General features: G+C 62.5%; 12 protein-coding genes. 5 read left to right on the top strand and 7 right to left on the bottom strand.

The features are described from left to right. Window positions 1-214: 214 nt before the first annotated feature. Window positions 215-2,545, top strand: coding sequence for a heparinase II/III family protein (locus ACILSQ_RS02310; RefSeq protein ID WP_395741961.1), 2,331 nt, complete (start codon window positions 215-217; stop codon window positions 2,543-2,545). Between the two features lie 205 nt (window positions 2,546-2,750). Here the strand turns inward: ACILSQ_RS02310 and xerA are convergent, their stop codons facing one another. Both xerA and ACILSQ_RS02300 read right to left on the bottom strand, forming a co-directional pair. Then, complete coding sequence (xerA, locus tag ACILSQ_RS02305) at window positions 2,751-3,644, bottom strand: site-specific tyrosine recombinase/integron integrase (protein WP_395741960.1); 894 nt, start codon at window positions 3,642-3,644, stop codon at window positions 2,751-2,753. A 19-nt stretch (window positions 3,645-3,663) separates the two neighbouring features. Then, window positions 3,664-4,455 (bottom strand): hypothetical protein, encoded by a 792-nt coding sequence (locus ACILSQ_RS02300; protein ID WP_395741959.1) that lies wholly within the window; start codon window positions 4,453-4,455, stop codon window positions 3,664-3,666. A gap of 159 nt (window positions 4,456-4,614) precedes the next feature. Here ACILSQ_RS02300 and ACILSQ_RS02295 point away from each other — a divergent pair, with 159 nt between their 5' ends. Together ACILSQ_RS02295 and ACILSQ_RS02290 are read left to right on the top strand one after the other, a co-directional pair. Continuing rightward, the gene (locus tag ACILSQ_RS02295) at window positions 4,615-4,881 is read left to right on the top strand and encodes a UPF0175 family protein (RefSeq protein WP_395741958.1); all 267 of its coding nucleotides are present in this window, start codon (window positions 4,615-4,617) and stop codon (window positions 4,879-4,881) included. Continuing rightward, on the top strand, window positions 4,866-5,363 hold the full coding sequence (locus tag ACILSQ_RS02290; protein WP_395741957.1) for a DUF3368 domain-containing protein: 498 nt from the start codon (window positions 4,866-4,868) through the stop codon (window positions 5,361-5,363). The genes ACILSQ_RS02295 and ACILSQ_RS02290 overlap by 16 nt, the downstream gene beginning before the upstream one ends. Before the next feature lie 776 nt (window positions 5,364-6,139). Here the strand turns inward: ACILSQ_RS02290 and ACILSQ_RS02285 are convergent. The 4 genes from ACILSQ_RS02285 to ACILSQ_RS02270 form a co-directional block, all read right to left on the bottom strand. Further along, window positions 6,140-7,819 (bottom strand): FMN-binding protein, encoded by a 1,680-nt coding sequence (locus tag ACILSQ_RS02285; RefSeq protein ID WP_395741956.1) that lies wholly within the window; start codon window positions 7,817-7,819, stop codon window positions 6,140-6,142. 1,056 nt (window positions 7,820-8,875) lie between these two features. Then, window positions 8,876-9,601 (bottom strand): DUF434 domain-containing protein, encoded by a 726-nt coding sequence (locus ACILSQ_RS02280; protein WP_395741955.1) that lies wholly within the window; start codon window positions 9,599-9,601, stop codon window positions 8,876-8,878. A 402-nt stretch (window positions 9,602-10,003) separates the two neighbouring features. After that, complete coding sequence (locus tag ACILSQ_RS02275) at window positions 10,004-10,258, bottom strand: hypothetical protein (protein ID WP_395741954.1); 255 nt, start codon at window positions 10,256-10,258, stop codon at window positions 10,004-10,006. Between the two features lie 64 nt (window positions 10,259-10,322). Beyond that, a complete protein-coding gene (locus tag ACILSQ_RS02270; protein WP_395742381.1) occupies window positions 10,323-10,970 on the bottom strand; it encodes a dihydrofolate reductase family protein in 648 nt (215 codons plus the stop codon). Window positions 10,971-11,563: 593 nt separating this feature from the next. On the opposite strand from ACILSQ_RS02270, the gene ACILSQ_RS02265 reads away from it, so the two are divergent. Further along, window positions 11,564-13,390, top strand: coding sequence for a serine/threonine-protein kinase (locus ACILSQ_RS02265; protein WP_395741953.1), 1,827 nt, complete (start codon window positions 11,564-11,566; stop codon window positions 13,388-13,390). Window positions 13,391-13,748: 358 nt separating this feature from the next. Here ACILSQ_RS02265 and ACILSQ_RS02260 read toward each other — a convergent pair whose 3' ends face one another. Further along, window positions 13,749-13,919, bottom strand: coding sequence for a hypothetical protein (locus ACILSQ_RS02260; RefSeq protein WP_395741952.1), 171 nt, complete (start codon window positions 13,917-13,919; stop codon window positions 13,749-13,751). A gap of 105 nt (window positions 13,920-14,024) precedes the next feature. On the opposite strand from ACILSQ_RS02260, the gene ACILSQ_RS02255 reads away from it, so the two are divergent. After that, entirely contained in the window at window positions 14,025-14,534 is a 510-nt protein-coding gene (locus ACILSQ_RS02255) for a hypothetical protein (protein WP_395741951.1), read from the top strand. Window positions 14,535-14,680 lie beyond the last annotated feature (146 nt).

The raw sequence follows: 14,680 nt of genomic DNA, 5'->3' as shown, positions 1-14,680 counted from the left end.
GGGCTGGAGGATCGAGGACGAGAACGAGAACGAGAACGAGGGAGGACGAGTAGGAGGAAGAGGAGGAGGAGGAGTTGGTTTGGGCAGGACGGGGAGGGAGGATTTGTTCTTGGGGAGCGGGTTTCCGCCAAAGAGGAGGGGGAGTGCTGCGTTTATGCTTGACCTCTGCGTTCCAAGCCGCTGCTTTAGCGGCACATCATCCTTCTTCCCTGTCATGAAAACCGTTCCGCGTTTCCTTACTCTTGCCACCGTCTGCCTGATCGCTGCGAGCAGCGCGCGAGCCCAGCTTGCGGAGGAATATCACACCTGGACCAACACGGCGGGGAAAACGGTGGAGGCGACGCTGGTGTCCGTGGACGCGGTGGCGAAGACGGTGAAGATCAAGACGAAGGACGGGCGCGAGTTTGATGTGGAGATCGCGAAGCTGAGCCCGGCGGATTTTACGTATGCCAAGGCGCGCTATGCGGCGATGCAGGCCGCGCCGGCCACACCGCCGCCCGCGGTGGCGATGCCGACGGCGCCCGCAGGAACACCGCCCGCGACCCCGCCGGCGAAGCCGACGAAGGGAGGAGCGAAGGCTCCGGCGGCACCGAGAAAGCCCGCGCCGCCGCGGCCGCAGATCGCGATCGTGCCGGTGGCGAAGTTCAAGGCGCCGGTGGTGAATGATTACCTGAGCGGGATCAAGGGACGGCCGCGAATGATTCACAATGCGGCGGGATGGGCGGGGGTGAAGGGGCAGATCGCGACGGATCCGGTGCTGGCGAAGATCATGGAGGCGATGAAGGCGTCCGGCGAGGATTTGCTGAAGGATCCGGAGCTGACGCGCATCAATGGCGACACGGGCGGTGAAGGACCGAAGGCGGTGTACCGCATGGGGCTGCTGGGGGCGCTGCACTATGGAGACGGCGAACTGAAGTGGCAGGAGCGCGGGGTGCGCGAACTCATCGCGCTGACGGACAAGGTTTCCTTCCGCGACTGGCACCCGGAGCTGGCGGACAATGTGACGGACATGGTGGTGGCGACGGCGCTGGGGTATGACTGGTTCCGCGCGGGGCTGAACAATGAGCAGGCGACGGGAGTGAGGACGTACCTGGCAGAGAAGGGGATCGCGGCGCTGATCGCGTTTTTGGAAGGGGATGAAATTCCGGAGAGCGCGAAGGGGACGAGCGGCGGGCAGACGGGGACGTCGAAGAAGGCGCCGCCTGCGAAGGTGCCGGCGAAGCAGGACAAGTCTGACGCGAGCAAGCTGCCGCCGGACAGCAAGCAGATGAACGCGGCGTGCGCGCTGCTGATCGCGGCGGTGAGCCTGGCGGACGAAGACTCCGCGGTGGCGAAAAAGGCGGCGGATGCGGCGGCGAAGGTGTTTGGCAAAGGGATCGTGCGGTTTGCCCCGGGGGGCGTGTGGCCGGAAGGGCTGCAGGCGGGCGAGGCGGTGATGGACTACGTGGCGATCCTGGCGAGCTCGCTGAAGTCGGCCTCGGGACGTGACCTGGGGATCAGCCTGCTGGAGGGGATACCGCAGTTTAACACGGCGCGGATGCACATGATGGGGCCGAGCGGGCAGACGTTTAACTTTGGCGATGCGAAGAGCGCGTTGTCCACGCGCCCATGGGTGGCGACGTGGCTGAGCGGCGTGGCGGGGAATCCGGGACTGCGGGCGGTGGCGGCAGGGGGGAAGCAGCCGGTGTCTGCGTCTTACTTTGGACAGGTGGGGAACTTTATTTACTACAACCCGCATGCGGCGGGAGACGGGACGGCGGACACGATGGACTACGCGCAGCCGGGGGGCTTTGTGGCGACCTCGCGCTCGGGGTGGGAGAAGACGGACTACTTCATCGCGGTGAAGGGCGGGGACAATGAGGACACGACGGCGCAGCTGGACATCGGGAGTTTTGTGCTGGAGGCGGGGGGAGAGCGCTGGGGCATCGAGCTGGGGACGGAAGGGGACCGGGTGCCGGGGGCTGAAGTGAAGCCGGGCGCGGACCGGACGAAGCGGTTTGGGCTTTATCTGGAAAACACGAAGGGGCAGAACACGCTGGTGATCGACGGAAGCGACCAGGACCTGGACGCGAAGGCGGGGGTGCTGGTGGGGAACTCGACGCCGGAACGCGGGCTGGCGGTGGTGGACATGACGAAGGCGTACTCAAAGCCGGCGAAGGATGTGCACCGGGGGATCATGGTGATGCGGGGACCGAAGCCGTACATTGTGCTGCAGGATGACCTGATCATGAAGAACACGGGAAGCATCGTGTGGAGCATGCACACGAAGGCGGAGATTGCCCCGGATGGGAAGTCGGCGAAGCTGACGCAGGGAGGGAAGACGCTGGTGGCGACGATTGTCTCGCCGGCCTCGGCGGCCTTCAGCATCGGGGAGCCGCCGGAAGCGGCGAATGAGCAGGCGCGTGACCTGGTCAAGGAAAAGGTGCATGTGCTGAAGGCGACGGTGGACGGGGCCAAGGGGCCGCAGAGTTTGTGCATCACCTTCTCCATGGATGAGCCGGCGGCGCACACGGTGACGCCGGTGGCGACGTGGGTGAAGAAGTGAGGACCGGGGGCGGGGCTGTGCAGAGGGACGATGGGCACTCTTGTCCGTCGATCAGCGCGTGGTCAGCGGGCTGGTGCGCGAATGACTGCGAACGAGCGCTTGGGAGCCCCATGCCGTTGATGTGGCGGCATCGGACGTGGATTTGAGAGTGGTGGGCTTGGTGGGAGCGCTGGGCGACGGGCATGAGTGCCCATCGTACTTCCTCTCACGCCCTTGGGTGCGCGGACTCGTAAACTTCCTTCATGCGCTGGGTGGAGACGTGGGTGTAGATCTGGGTGGTGGAGAGGCTCGCGTGGCCGAGGAGCTCCTGGACGCTGCGGAGGTCGGCGCCGTTGTTGAGGAGGTGGGTGGCGAAGCTGTGGCGGAGCTTGTGCGGGGTGAGATGAACGGGGATGCCGGAGGCGCGCCAGTATTTCATGATGACGTCATCGACGGCCTGGGCGGTGATGCGTTTGCGGAGCTTGCTGAGGAAGAGGGGGCCATCGTGCACGGCGGCTTTGAGGCGGTAGCGCTGGACGGCTTCGAGGGCTTTGGAGCCGACGGGGCAGAGGCGCTCCTTGCTGCCTTTGCCGAAGACGCGCACGGTTTCGGTGTAGGTGTCGATGTCGGCGACGTTCAGGGCGACGAGCTCGCTGAGGCGCATGCCGGTGCTGTAGAAGAGCTCGAGGATGGCGGTGTCGCGCTCGGGTGCCCAGAGGGCGTCGCGCTTGGATTTTTCCATGCTGAGCGGGAGGGCGAGCATGGACTCGACCTGGGCAAGGGTGAGGACGACGGGGAGCTTTTTTTCGCGCTTGGGGAGCTGGACTTCGAGGAGGGGATTGGTCTTCCAGCCGCGGCGGCGGGTGAGCCATTTGAAGAAGGAGCGGAGGGCGGCGAACTGGAGGCGGATGGTGGCGCGGCCGCGCTCGCGCTTCATGAGATCGAAGAGGAAGGCGCGGAAGTCATCGGCGGTGAGCTCGGCCCAGCCTTTGAAGGGGGGGCGCCATTCGCGGAACTGGCGGAGGGCGAGCTCGTAGTTGGCGAGGGTGCGGTCGGACGAGCGGCGCTCCACTTCCATGAACTCGAGAAACGCGGTGGCGAACGGGTCCGGGGAGTCCATGGGGTGTGCGTGTTTCCTTTTAGCCTGCGGCCTGTTTGGCGCGGCAGTCGCTGCAGATTTCATCGCCGGAGTCGAGAACGCGGAAGTCGAGCTGGGGGTTGTCGATCTCGGTTTTTTTGCAGATGGAGCACTGGTGGAAGAAGGTGCCCTGGGGGAGCTTTGCGGATTCAAAGCGGCTGCGGCGTGCGGCGACCTGGGCCATGCGGGCGCGTTCGCTGATGAAGCCGGGGCCGAAGGTGATGAGGTAGTTCAGGTGGCCGAGGAGGACGGGAAGGAGCAACGAGGGCTGGCGCATGACGAAGAAAGCGGTGGTGCCGGCGGCGAGAAACGCGACCCACTTCATTTTGACGGGCAGAACGAAATAAAGCTGGATCTCATACTCGGGAACGAGGGTGGAAAAGGCGAACAAGATGGACTGATAGAGGTAGAGGCTGGGAATGGACCAGCCGAACACCATGATCCCGATGTCGGCGATGATGAGCCAGCCCAGGATGTAAAGGTTCACGCGGAAGGCGCCCCAGGCCTGGTCCAGGGTGCGGCCCATGGTGAGCATCAAGAGGACGCCGATGAGGGCCGTAATGAGTGAAAGGCCGCGCCAGGGAATGAGCACATGGCTGACGAGGCGCCAGACCTCGCCGCGCCACACGGCGGCGGGATCGAGGTCCAGGAGCTGGAGGAAATGGAGCTGCCCTCCTGGCTGCATGTAGGTCAGGATGATGACGACGAACAACTGAAACAACACGAGGATCTGCACGAGGCCGGGGATGGCGAAGCGGCCGAACTTGGACTCTAAGGTGGAGATGAAGGACATGTGTGGTTTGAGAGTGTGGTAGTCCGGTTTCAGGCGGGAGCCAAGAGAAGAGTGGTACGGCTGTGAGGGCAGGATGGGCGCTCGTGCGAATCCATTTCGGACCCTGGGGTTCAGTGAATTTCGTCTGGCATCCCAGTGAAGGAGGGGTAGTTTTATTTTATGCAAGCTGTGACTCTCACCCTGCCGGCCGAGTGTCTTGTCGGTGTACGCATTCCGCCGCGAGATTTGGAGCGAGAACTGCGCTGCCGTCTGGCGCTGGCGCTGTTTTCGGACGGCATCTTGTCAGGTGCGGCGGCCTGCCGTATGGCAGGACTGGGCAAGGCGGAGTTTCAGCATCTGCTGGGGATGCGTGGCATCACCCAGCCTCTGGCTGAGCAGGATCTGGAGCAGGATCTCAGCAATCTCGCTGCATGGAAAGCGCGCTGATCATCTCCAACACCACGCCGCTGATCAATTTCGCGGAGATCGGACGCATGGATGTGTTGGAGGCATTGTTTGGAACTATCACGATCCCACCTGCGGTAGCCGATGAATTAACCGCCAAGGCGGACCTATTTCCTGCGGCAGCCTTGGTGCCTGAGCAGGGCCAAGTCAGTCTCAAAGCCCCTGCGGATCGGCTGCTGGTCATTGGTTTCGCAGGCAGAGTTCACGCGGGTGAAGCGGAGTGCCTCGCCTTGGCAATGGAACATCCTGGATCCTTTCTGCTGCTGGACGATCTAGGCGCGAGGGAGCTGGCCAGTTCCAACCGACTGCTGTTTACCGGCATGCTCGGCTGCCTGGTGGAGGCGCGGAGGCGAGGCATCCTGCCTGCCGTCAGGCCACTGGTGGAGGAACTGCGTCTCAAAGCACGTTTCTGGATTTCCGATGCCCTAGCAGAACGTGTGTTCCGTGACGCAGGAGAATCTTGATTGAACAGCGGCGGCTGGGAACGGGGCGCGGCGTTGAGCAGGCCGGTTTCAGGCGGGAGCCAAGAGAAGAGTGGTACGGCTGTGAGGGCAGGATGGGCGCTCGTGAGAATCCATTGCGGACCCTGGGGTTCAGTGAATTTCGTCTGGCATCCCAGTGAAGGAGACACTGATCTGACACCGCGATCCTTTGAAAACGGGTCTGTGGTGAGACGGTCGGTGCTCAGGTGCAAGCGGAGCGGCACCCGGAGCCGGTTAAAAACCGGCGCTCCCGGTACGGCGGGGCTGGCTCGGACGCGCTGACCTGTTTTTAACTGCTTCGGGTATGATTTGTTTTCCCGCAGATTCAGGGAACCCACAGATTTTTTATGTTTGATTGGATCCATCTGTGGCTTTCCTGAATCTGTGGGAGGACTTCTGGGAGGTGGGGGGGGCGATGGGAGACTGGAGTTTCCAATCATCTTTCCGTGCGTTTGATGGGCTTCTTCAGCCAGTCGCCTTCTTCTTATACCACGATCAACCACGATCCTTTGAAAATGGGTCTGTGGTGAGAAGTTCGGTGCTCAGGTGCAAGCGGAGTGGCAGCCAGAGCCGGTTAAAAACCGGCGCTCCCAGTACGGCGGGGCTGGCTGCGCTGCGCTGACCTGTTTTCAACTGGTTCTGGTATAAGGTCCGAAGCTCTTTTTTGCTGGTTTGTTTGCCGCATGCTCGCTCGTTCCGCTCAGGGGACTGAGCGGGGCACTTTCTCGGGAGAATATTTTTTTGTGGTGTTGATTTATTCAGTGTGGAGCGAAGAGGAGAACGACGGTGAGGCAGAGGGCGGCGAGCCAGTCGCGGGGGCCGAGGTGGTCGGCGTCTCCGGTGAAGCGGAGGAGCTTGAAGAGGGCGCCGGTGAGACAGCCGTAGCGGCAGTAGGCGAGGGGGGTGAAGAGGGACCAGAGGAGGCCGAGGATGGCGATGATGATGCTGGCCCAGCCGGCGACGCGGAAGAGGTAGGCGTCGAAGGGCTCAAGGGAGTTCAGATTGACGGGGAGGGCGAAGGCGATGCTGAAGAGGACGAGGGCGAGGAGGAGGAAGGGGAGCTTGGAGAGGAGGGAGTCGATTTTTTTGGAGGGGGACCAGCTCCAGCGGAGGCGGCGGGCGAGGAGCTGCTGCAGGGCGCCGTGGGGGCAGATGTGGTGGCAGTAGAGCTGCTTGCTGGTGAAGACGGGGCCCAAGAGGGCGACGGTGGCGAGAAGGACGAGGCCGGTGGCGTTTTTCCATGGGGTGCCGTGGGCGGCCCATCCGGCGAGGAGGCCCTGGGAGAGCATTTCTCCGGCGATGAAGCCGCCGTAGATGACGAGGAGCAGGTGATGCAGGTGGCGGCACCAGGGGCGGCCGCGCAGGGGGGTGAAGGCCATGAGGAAGGCGGCGAACAGAATGGTGATGTGGCCGGTGTCCTGCCAGCGCCAGCGCGCGCGCATCTGCTGCCACCAGGTGCGGTGGGATTCCTGTTCTTTGAGCAGGGATTCGGCGCGGACGCGAATGCCTTCCGCGATGCCGTAGCTGGTCTGGGTGGCGCCGGAGACGCCTTCGATGCCGGCGGCATTGAAGTCGATGTGGGCGATGTTTTCGGTGGTCATGCCATCGAAGGTTTTGAGAAACGCGGGGTCGCCGGTGACGTAGCCGACGTATTCCTCGGTATCGTAACTGCGGCGGAGGGCGATACCGCGCAGGGTGGCGGCGTCGGGGTCCATGAGCATGAAGGTGTCGCTGGGGCCTTTGTAGCCGATGGTGCTGTCTGAGGCGGGGGCAGTGCGGACGGCGAGGGCGATGGGGGTGCCGGTGGCATCGAGCACATCCTGGGAGCCGGGGTGGGATTTGGATTCGCGGAGGGAGGCGGCCTGGGGTTCGAGCTTTTGGACTTCGGCGAGGGTGAGGGTGTCGGGGAAGCGCAGGGAGGTGGTGGCGCTTTTGCCAAGGCGGCGCAGAACGCCTTCGGCGATGGCGCTGCTGGTCAATGTAGCGCCGGTGACGGCGTGGGGCTGGAGGGTGGCGAGGTCGGCGGCTTTTTTGCCGGTGAACTGCTTGAAGAAGGAGCGGTGGCGCACGACTTCGGCGAGGTGGTCGGTGGTGTCGCCGCTGGAGAGGATGCGGAGGCCGAGGACGTGGCCGCGGGAGTCGAGGGCGATGAGGGTGTTGGTGGGGCCGGAGTAGCCGATGATGTCGTCAGCCTCCGGGGAGGTCTGCATGACGTGGCCGAGGGTGATGCCGGAGGTGTCTTTGACGGTCTGCATGCCGCTGCTGTTTGCGGGCGTGAGGGAGGCGGCGGCGGTGAAGAAGTCGTGGATGCGGTCCGGGGTGAGGGAGACTGCGGCGGCGGGGGGATGAGTGCGGCGGATGGCGAGGACGGCCAATGCCAGAAGCGCCACGCGCCAGAGGCGGAGGGCGTGGGGTTTCCAGCGAGAGGGTGCGGGCATGGGTGCGGCAGGAAGGAGGGAAGCGGATTTTTACACCGCGGAGTACCGGAGCTCAAGGCGGGGTGATTGTGGGACGGGTGGTAACAGCGGGGGTGGGTGGTGAGGGGAAGGGGGGGCGCTGCTTTTTTGGCAAAGGAATGGCCGGAGATTTGCACCGCAGAGCACCGGAACTCAAGGCGGCTTGACTGAGGGACGGGGAGTCATACCACGATCATTTGAAAACGGGTCTGTGGTGAGAAGTTCGGTGCTCACCTGCAAGCGGAGCGGCATTTGGATTGGCGTTCCAGAGGTAAAGGTAGAAAGATTTGGGGTAGAAAAATTTTCTGAAGACCTTGGAGGCGTGGTGCGCGGGGACAAAAAAAGAGGCGCGGGACCGGTGGGGGTCCGCGCGCCTGACGATCACTTGTTTCTATCTCTTCCCCGAGGGGGTTGAGCTTTGTGTCTGTGATCACTGAGTTATCGTGGCGTGTGGGAGAAGCGGATGTGGGGGAAAGATTTTTTGGCGAAGGAAGGGATTATTCTTCGGCCTTGGGCTGCTGACGGATGAGGGGCGGTCTGCAGTGACTCAACGAGCGGAAGAAGGGCAAAAAAGATTGAGGGCAAAAAGATTTTTTCCGGAAGGGTTTGTCTGCGGATTTTGAGGCGTGCTGCGCGGGGGGCAACGAAAAGAGGCGCGGGACCGGTGAAGGTCCGCGCGCCTGACGATCATTTTGGTTTCGTGCTCTTCCCCGAGGGGCCGGGGTCGAGTGTCGTATCGGTGATCAGTGGGTTATCGTGGGGAGAGGGAGAGGTGGATGGGTGGGTTTGTTTTTTTGGATTGAGGTGCTGAGGAATGAGGGGGAGGTGGGTGAAACGGGTGGGAACCGAGCGGTTGTTGGCATCTGGTTGCTGAGAGGAGGGGCCAGGGCTGGGCTGGGGCCGGACGCGCGGCTAATGGAGTCTGCGAGACTGTAGTTGGATGTTTGATGATGAACGACTTGTGAAAAGGTAATGTATAAAATGCCTGGCATTTAGTAAGGAGCTGGAGCGGGGCGTGCGGGGTTCCGAGCGTTGTGGTTATCCGTTTAGATCCACGATCCAGGCGGGGCCGCAGCGGTGGGTGAGGATGAGGTCGGAGGCGAGGTTGTACCAGGTGGCGGCGTGGTCGATGACGACGGCGTCGGAGCTGATGATGATGGCGTCGCGGGCGGCGATGAGATCGGTGTCGGGATTGAAGACGGGCTCGACGGTCCAGGGCCAGGCGTGCTGCTGGGCGAGCTCGCGGATGCGGACGGCGAGGCGGCCGCTGTTGGAGACGGGCTTGTCGAGGAGCCAGTGGACGGAGGCGGCCTGGAGCTCGGCGAGGCGGGCGCCGACCAGGGTGATGGCGGTGTCCGTTTCTACCACGGCGTGGTAGGAACCGTGGACGCTGGACATGTCGCGCAGACAGCCGTCGCGGCAGAGGAGGAGGACGCCGCCGCTGAGGGCGGCCTCGAGGGTGACGAGGAGATTGAAGCCGTCGATCCAGACGTTGCGGCCGCGGAGGGCTTCCGCAGGGAGGTGATGCCGGGCGCGGGCTTCGCGCGCGGTGTCTGAGCAGGCGGCGCGGGCTGTGGCGAGGCGCTGGCGTTCGCGGAGTTCATGGCGGTCGCCGACGAGTTTGAGGGCGGAGTTGCGGGCGTAGCCGCGGGTGAGGAGCCAGGAGAGGTCCGCCACGGCCTGGCGGAGGGCGGGTGCGGCGGCGGGGCCGAAGAGGTCAGAGTCTGCGGGGTGTTTGCCGCGATGGCGGTCTGAGCTGCTCATGAGGTGGGGTGCATGATGAACCATGGGGTGGTAAAGCGCCCGTTTTTTTAACCACGAAGGGCAGGGAGGAACACAGAGGAGGGATGCCGAGAGGTGAGTTTGCGCGTGGAGATTTGGAGAATGAGGAGGGGGAGTTTTTGAGGCGGAGCGTAGGTGGGGGCAAGGGGGCAAGGTATGCAGGCAATGGCCGAGCTTGGGTGCTTGCGGAGTGCTGCGGGCTCGGAGGCCCGCGCTCCTGGCGGCTGCGTGGGGACAAAAAAAGAGGCGCGGGACCGGTGAGGGTCCGCGCGCCTGACGATCATTTGGGTTTCGTGCTCTTCCCCGAGGGGTCGGGGTCGAGTGTCGTATCGGTGATCACCAGGCTATCGTGTGGGATGGGAGAGGTGGATGGGTGATTTTTTGTTAGGCCGTTGGTCCTCTGACAAAGAATCCCCACATGCAGTTTGAGAACTCGCCTGCGGCAAAGGTCACCACCTGAGTCGTGCTGCTTATTTCATAAACGTGGAAGGTGAAATCTTGGTGGTAGATCGGGTCTTTGACATAGGCTCGTTCTTGGGTGTCTCTCCACTCATGCTTCCAAACATCTAGGCCACCCAACTGAAACGCCTTCCCCTCTGATGTTGAGCCGAGGAATTTCCAGTCTTGTCGAGTGCTCATGGGTGTGTGAGGACGTTGGAGATGAGGCCGGAAAAAGGGTAAAAAAATTCTTTTCCGGAATGGGTTAGGCGCGGGTCAGCACGATGTGGGTGGCGCGTGCAGACGGGACGTGCTGGGTGCAGGTGTAGCCAAGGGCGGGGAGGTTGAGGCCGGTGAGGAGGGGCTCGCCGGTGCCGAGGAGGACGGGGGAGATGGCGAGGTGGAGTTCGTCGATGAGGCGGGCTTCGAGGTACTGGCGGATGGTGGAGGCACCGCCGCCGATGCGGATGTCTTTGGTTCCTGCGGCTTCGCGGGCGCGTTCGAGCGCGGCGTGGATGCCGCCGGTGATGAAGTGGAAGGTGGTGCCGCCTTCCATGACGAGGGGGGTGCGGGGATGGTGGGTGAGGACGAAGACGGGCATGTGATAGACGGGGTTGTCGCCCCACCAGCCGCGCCAGCTTTCATCGGGCCAGGGGCCGCGGACGGGGCCGAACATGTTGCGGCCCATGATCCAGGCGCCGACGTTGTGGAAGCCGCGGGCGGCGAAGTCTTCGTCGATGCCGGTCTCGCCGTCGGGTTTGCCGAAGAGCTTGGACTGGAAGGTGCGGGTGGGGAAGGCCCAGGCGTGGAGGGCGGTGCCGCCGATGCCGAGGGGGTTTTCGAGGGTTTGGTCGGGGCCGGCGGCGAAGCCGTCGAGGGAGAGGGTGAAGCTTTCGACGCGGAGTTTGGACATGGTGATTTTATTCTGCATGGGAATGGGTTGGGGATGAAGGGCAGAAAGATTTTGGGCAGAAAAATTTTCTGAGGTTTTTGCAGGGCAGAGACTGGTCAGAGGGCCGCAAAGAGGCGCAAAAGGGGGGGCAAGAAGAGGAGTTTTAACCGCTGATTTGACGCTGATCAGACGCTGATGAAGGCAGCAGAGATGAGGTAGAAAGATTTGGGGTAGAAAGATTTTTCGGAGGGCGGAGGGAGGTGAGGGCGGCTGTGTTTGCGGGGATGAACTGGCTGGGATATGATGGAGGGCCTTGGGGGCTATGTGCTGCGGGGGCAGCCCGGGCTAAGTTCGCTTGGGGGGGCAAAAAATCCGGGTGCCATTCCTGGAAGGCTCTTATTGAGGCTTGCTCAACAGGCTGACACGAATAGTGAGGCTGCTCCGGCTGGAGCCGGGGCGTGGTGTGTGGCGGAGGCACAAGCTCTCCCGCGGCGGAATAGCCGGGAGACGCTTCTGGAAGACGGGGCGCGTGAAGCCGATGATGGGTTCGCTTCCTGGACTGGCTGCCAAAACCCAGGGGAGCACTCGCTAACGCTCGGCACCCCTGGGCTGTATTGCGGAAGGCCGTTGGCCTTCAAGGCAAAGCAGTCAGTCTATTATGCAATCCTCAATATTTATTTCCAAGGAATGTCGCGGGCCGGAAAAACATCTCGCCAGTTTCTTTGGATGTGGCTACTAAACGTCTCCTCTATTACGGCATGCAGTCTGATCCTTTTTTGAACCAATCGCGTGATGGCGGCGGACTTCAACTGCCCCGGCTGACGGCGGGGCAGTTCTTGTTTAACAGGCGATATGAACTGCTGCGCCCGCTGGGCGCGGGGGGGATGGGCGTGGTGTGGCTGGCGCGGAATCACGTGGAGGAGACTGATGTGGCGCTGAAGTTTTTGCCGAGTGTCCTGGTGCTGCAGGAGAGCGAAATGAGGCGCCTGAGGGATGAGGTGCGGGCGGGCAAGGAGCTGCGGCATCCGCGCCTGGTGGCGACCTATGGGCTGGAGGTGGAGGATGGCATCGCGGCGATTGTGATGGAGTATGTGCCAGGGCAGACGCTGAAGGAGCTGCTGGAGGAGCAGGAGAGCCATTTCTTCGAAACGGAGAAGGTGGCGCTGTGGGGCAAGGACATCTGCGCAGGGCTGACCTACCTGCATGAGGAGGCCAGGCGCATTCATCGTGATTTGAAGCCTGCCAACATCATCGTGGATGCTGCAGGGCGGGCAAGGATCCTGGATTTTGGCATCAGCCATCGCATCCAGGAGGCTGTGACGCGACAGAGCAAGATGAGCGAGGTGAATGGCAGCAGCACGCTGGCCTATGCCAGTCCGCAGCAGCTCAGGGGCCTGCCTGCGCACTCCTCCGAGGATGTCTATAGCCTGGGCGCGACTCTCTATGAACTGCTGACGGGAACGCCGCCGTTTTTTCGGGGAGGGGCCGAGGCGGTGGCCATTCAGATCAAGACGGAGCCGGTGACACCCCTCATGCAGCGCCGCGCGGAACTGGTGCAGGAGGGCGTGAATGCGAACTGCGGAAACGACCCGGGCGAGGAATGGGAAGCTCTGGTGCAGAGGTGTCTGGCGAAGGAGCCCGAGCTGCGGCCCAAAGCTTCGACTGTGGTGTTTCCCGGCCCGGCTGTTTTCCGCCGGTCATCCTCATCCTCATCCTCATCTTCATCTTCATCTTCATCTTCATCTCCGTCCCGGGCTCCATCCGTCCCTGCGGATTCACCCATGATAGCGCAGGCTGAGAGTGGGAGGGCGAGCGTGCCGCAGGCGTCTGTGAAAGCGATGACTTTCAAGCGCTGGATGCTGCCCTGGCTTGTGTGGGGGGCCATTTGGAGTGCAAGCGAGTGGGGCTTACACAGCTATTTTGAGTCCGCTGCTGACAAGGGGAGCGCCCATGTTGTAGTGAGGCAGTTCTATTCGGTCACCTCACTCCTTAATGCCATTGCCACCTGGTATTTCATCAGACGACTGTGGCGCGTCTCGTGGGTGTGGATGCTCATCGAGCCGGCGAGTCACGTTCTCTTCCAGTTCATTTGCTGGATCCCGACCCAAGAAACCGATTTTCTTACCAGTTTCTCGAGGGCGGTGAAGGATAAATTTGGCGCGGAAGGATGGGCCATTGCCTACCCGTTGTTCACCATGGTTTGTTTTGGAGTTATCCTTGTATTCCCGCAAGCTTTGCTGCTTCGCAAGCATTTGGGACAATGGTGGCTGTGGTGGTGCGGGCAGTTTGTTGCAGTCAGGCTGTTCTTGGTCATTTGTACATGGCTGTTCTTGTCGAAGGAGGGTCCAAGCCTTATTCTAACGGGATTCCGTTTTGTGGTCGTGTATCTCAGCATGGCGGGATGTCTGTGGATGATTCACCGGCGTCAAAGGGCGGCATGATTTTTGGAACCGAAAGAGCAAGGGACGACTGATGTGATGCCGTGGTGAGGTGGAGGCAAAATGCCCGTCGTGAACGGCACCTGGCCAACCACCATTGCTGAGTTTTCGGTGCTGACAGGCGCAGGCGTGCAGCGGAGCGTTTTGCAGACGCCCGTTCTTCGCACTTCGTGCTACGAAGGGCAGGCTGCTGGCACCCGGCAGACACTGGCAATGCGATGGGTTTGCTTGCCGGTTTGCCTGCGGTGACCCAGGGCGGCGCTCGCTGAGGCTCGCTTGCCCTGGGCTGCGATAGGCCGCCCCTTTGGGGCTTGGGGGAACGTGAACATGTTCGCAGCGCGATGGAGATGCGGGAGTTTATTTACAGCAATGAGTTTGCGAGGGAGAGGATGAAGGGGGCGACGGAGCCGAGGGCGAGGAGGATGGGGAAATGATTGATGAGAAGACGGGGATTGAGACGCGGTGCAGTGCGAGTGATGATTTCCTCAGGGAGGGAGGGGGAGGCGTGCGTGACGTCTGCCTGAATGCGCAAGGGTTCTGATGAGACGTGGTATCACTCGGGAGGGGTGAGGAAAAGGTTGAAGGGGGGAGGAGGTGTGGGAGAATGGGGGGTTAATACGATTGGGAAATTTGTCGCATGAAGCGTGTTCACCGTGTGCTGGGTCTGCTGCTGCTGCTTGCTTATGCAGGCGGGGCGACGTCGGTCGTGCCGGTGGTGTTTGCGGCGCTGGCGGCGATTGACGGGAGCCACCGCATCGTGGTGTGCCCGACGGAGGAGGGGACGCAGATCCGGCTGCACCATCGGGAGGATGATTTCACGCCGGAGGTCTGTGACCATGCGGGGATGCTGGGGAGGTTTGTGGTGAGCTTCTGCCGGCCGGCGACGGAGGGGGACCACAGTCTTTCCACCCGCGAGGTGGCGGGCGGGCTGAGCAGCCAGGACGATGAGACGGAGCGGCTCATCAAGGGCAAGGACAGCAAGGACAAGCCGTGCAGCGGCCTGCCAGGGGTGGAGTTTTCCGGCCGCTTTGCATGGGTGCCGCGGATGACGGGCGACAAGGTGGTGCTGCGCGCAGAGCGTGACCGTACAGATGCCGGAGGTGGTGAGATGCTGCGGCGGATGGCGACGGTGCGGCTGCTGATTTGATGCGGCGTGACACCGCTGGGCGTACCCGCGCCCTGCCACGGTCTCAGTGTGACCATGGATTGTGTCTTTTCTTTGATTCCTGCTTCCGGCGCCAAACGCCCGACTGAGTACGTATGGGTCTGCTGTGCCGAAGGAAGCTTTCCGCT

Source organism: Prosthecobacter sp. (assembly GCF_044227185.1).
Taxonomy (GTDB): domain Bacteria; phylum Verrucomicrobiota; class Verrucomicrobiia; order Verrucomicrobiales; family Verrucomicrobiaceae; genus Prosthecobacter.
Note: the sequence above shows the minus strand (reverse complement) of the source record. Positions and strands in the feature narration are given on the sequence as shown.

Excerpts from the sequence above, each read along its gene's own strand:
- ACILSQ_RS02310 (WP_395741961.1), top strand. The coding sequence starts at position 215 with ATGAAAACCGTTCCGCGTTTCCTTACTCTTGCCACCGTCTGCCTGATC.
- xerA (WP_395741960.1), bottom strand. The coding sequence starts at position 3,644 with ATGGACTCCCCGGACCCGTTCGCCACCGCGTTTCTCGAGTTCATGGAA.
- ACILSQ_RS02300 (WP_395741959.1), bottom strand. The coding sequence starts at position 4,455 with ATGTCCTTCATCTCCACCTTAGAGTCCAAGTTCGGCCGCTTCGCCATC.
- ACILSQ_RS02295 (WP_395741958.1), top strand. The coding sequence starts at position 4,615 with ATGCAAGCTGTGACTCTCACCCTGCCGGCCGAGTGTCTTGTCGGTGTA.
- ACILSQ_RS02290 (WP_395741957.1), top strand. The coding sequence starts at position 4,866 with ATGGAAAGCGCGCTGATCATCTCCAACACCACGCCGCTGATCAATTTC.
- ACILSQ_RS02285 (WP_395741956.1), bottom strand. The coding sequence starts at position 7,819 with ATGCCCGCACCCTCTCGCTGGAAACCCCACGCCCTCCGCCTCTGGCGC.
- ACILSQ_RS02280 (WP_395741955.1), bottom strand. The coding sequence starts at position 9,601 with ATGAGCAGCTCAGACCGCCATCGCGGCAAACACCCCGCAGACTCTGAC.
- ACILSQ_RS02275 (WP_395741954.1), bottom strand. The coding sequence starts at position 10,258 with ATGAGCACTCGACAAGACTGGAAATTCCTCGGCTCAACATCAGAGGGG.
- ACILSQ_RS02270 (WP_395742381.1), bottom strand. The coding sequence starts at position 10,970 with ATGTCCAAACTCCGCGTCGAAAGCTTCACCCTCTCCCTCGACGGCTTC.
- ACILSQ_RS02255 (WP_395741951.1), top strand. The coding sequence starts at position 14,025 with ATGAAGCGTGTTCACCGTGTGCTGGGTCTGCTGCTGCTGCTTGCTTAT.